Origin of the sequence: Thiohalocapsa sp. (assembly GCF_019695415.1) — a bacterium.
In the GTDB taxonomy this organism is placed as follows: domain Bacteria; phylum Pseudomonadota; class Gammaproteobacteria; order Chromatiales; family Chromatiaceae; genus Thiohalocapsa.
On sequence record NZ_JAIFKJ010000333.1, the window covers coordinates 1 to 1,818 of the forward strand.

2 protein-coding genes are annotated in these 1,818 nt (G+C 64.5%); both read right to left on the minus strand.

From position 1 onward, the window contains the following. Positions 1–163: 163 nt before the first annotated feature. Positions 164–490, minus strand: coding sequence for a hypothetical protein (locus I6U14_RS09515; RefSeq protein ID WP_296898788.1), 327 nt, complete (start codon positions 488–490; stop codon positions 164–166). Positions 491–527: 37 nt separating this feature from the next. Next, the gene (locus I6U14_RS09520; protein WP_296898789.1) at positions 528–1,457 is read right to left on the minus strand and encodes a hypothetical protein; all 930 of its coding nucleotides are present in this window, start codon (positions 1,455–1,457) and stop codon (positions 528–530) included. Positions 1,458–1,818 lie beyond the last annotated feature (361 nt).

The window sequence follows — 1,818 nt, forward strand, 5'->3', positions numbered from 1 at the left end:
GCTGCGTCGGGGGTGTAGAAGAGCAGGTGCGGGCGCGGCGCCGGGAAGCCGGCGGAGGCAGCGTGAGCAAAGGGCCAGTAAGCGGATCCCCACAGGCAGGGCGGCGTTCGGCATCAGACGGCCAGAAGCGGTCACCCCCGAGTGAGCCAGTCCTCAGCGCGATTCAATTGCCGAAGACCCGTCGCAGCGCCTGAACGTTGTCGGTCATGGCATCGAGAAGGTCGCCTTGCGCCGGACGGTTGGCACAGGGAGTGAAGACGGCACGCTCGATGCCGATGGTGTCGAGGCGCTGACGATTCTCGTGTGCCGGCTCGGCCTCCCACAGCATCCATTGGGCGGGGTGGGCCTGGAGCCCCTCGCGCAGCGCTGTCCACTCCGCCTCCGGCGCGACGCTGTCCGGCTCCCAGAGCACACTCTTGAGGTTCAGGCCGTAGCGGCGCGCCAGGTATTGTGAAGACCGGATGCGAGGCGAGCAGCGGCTTCGGTGCATGGTCTTCAGCCAACGATGACGGCGCTTGACGCTCGCACTATACCGCGCCGTTGCCGATCCAGAACGCCAAGCGCCTTGTGAGGAACTCTTCGTACGGCATGTAGTGCGTGCCGTCACAGGAAAAGGTGAGGCTGATCATGCCATTGAATAGGTTGAGCGAGGCTGAGCGCAGATAGAAGTTCTCGTCCATCATGCGTAGCTCCTTCAGCGCGCCAAGCAACGGCGGGATGCGGGTCCTTGGGATAATCGCCTCATCCGCGTACGCCCGGCAGGGATAGACGAGGCAGATGTCCGGATCGGAAAGCGCCTCGTGGTCGAGGATTCGATAGCGAAACGGATCGTCGACCGTCCACAGGGTGGCGCGGCTGCTCGCGAAATGGATCACGCCCTGAAACACTCCGCGCTCGATGAGCAGCTCTTCGATGACAGAGAGGACTTGATCGAGGTTTTGGTCCATCGGGCTCTCGACGCGCGTCTGCAGCAGCACCGCGTTTCGGATGGAGGGATCGCCCTTGATCTGCAACCACCGCGGCAGGTCCTCGTAGAGTCGTGCGCTCACCGGCAGGTCTCTCAGGTTGAAGGTGGCGCCAACGTAGCCGAGCAGGTCTTCGCCTCGCCGGACCACATGCAGCGCCGTCAGCGATGGGCGACGGTTCACGAGCCCGACATAGGCATCCGAGAGCAAAAAGCCCCAGGCCGGAACCGCCTCGCGCATGTAGGGGCGCGAGGAACGATCGCGGCCGACGTCGGCAGGATTGGCTCCCTCCGCGCTGACGGTGTCGCTGATCTGGATTCCCTCTCGATCGACGGCAAACAGCGCGCCGCAGGACGGAATGTTTCGGCAGCCGCCGTTCAAGACCTCGTTGAGCCGCGTGTGATCGTCCCATGCGCCGACACAGGCGCCTGCGATCTTCGCCAGCGGCTCGTGGAGCGTCCTCGCGATCTCCTCGCGTTGCCGGTGAATCATGTCTGTCAGCGAAGTGTCCATTGTCGGTAGCCGTTACCCGCTTCGTTGGTGCGTCAGGATAGCCTTCGAGCATGACGTCATGTCAGCACGGTTGTTCCGGAAGCGAGCCAGGTGCAGCTACCGGCCCAGCCTTGCTGACGCTGCGGTGAGAGGCGCTAGTCGCTGAGGTGACATGGACATGCCCTCCCACCCAGACGGATAACGGATAGCAAGTCCAAGCCAACCTGAAACCCCAGGTTTGGCACGGGACCGGAGGTTAGCGGGGGCGCGGCGTGTGATCAACATCCACCAGCGGGGCTGAAGGACGTCGGGGCGGTGCAGGCCCGGGCGGTCGGGGGGAGGGGGGACGACTCTGCGGCGA

What these genes read in the sequence shown, in the direction of transcription:
- I6U14_RS09515 (WP_296898788.1), bottom strand. Translation starts at nt 490, where the DNA reads ATGCACCGAAGCCGCTGCTCGCCTCGCATCCGGTCTTCACAATACCTG.
- I6U14_RS09520 (WP_296898789.1), bottom strand. Translation starts at nt 1,457, where the DNA reads ATGATTCACCGGCAACGCGAGGAGATCGCGAGGACGCTCCACGAGCCG.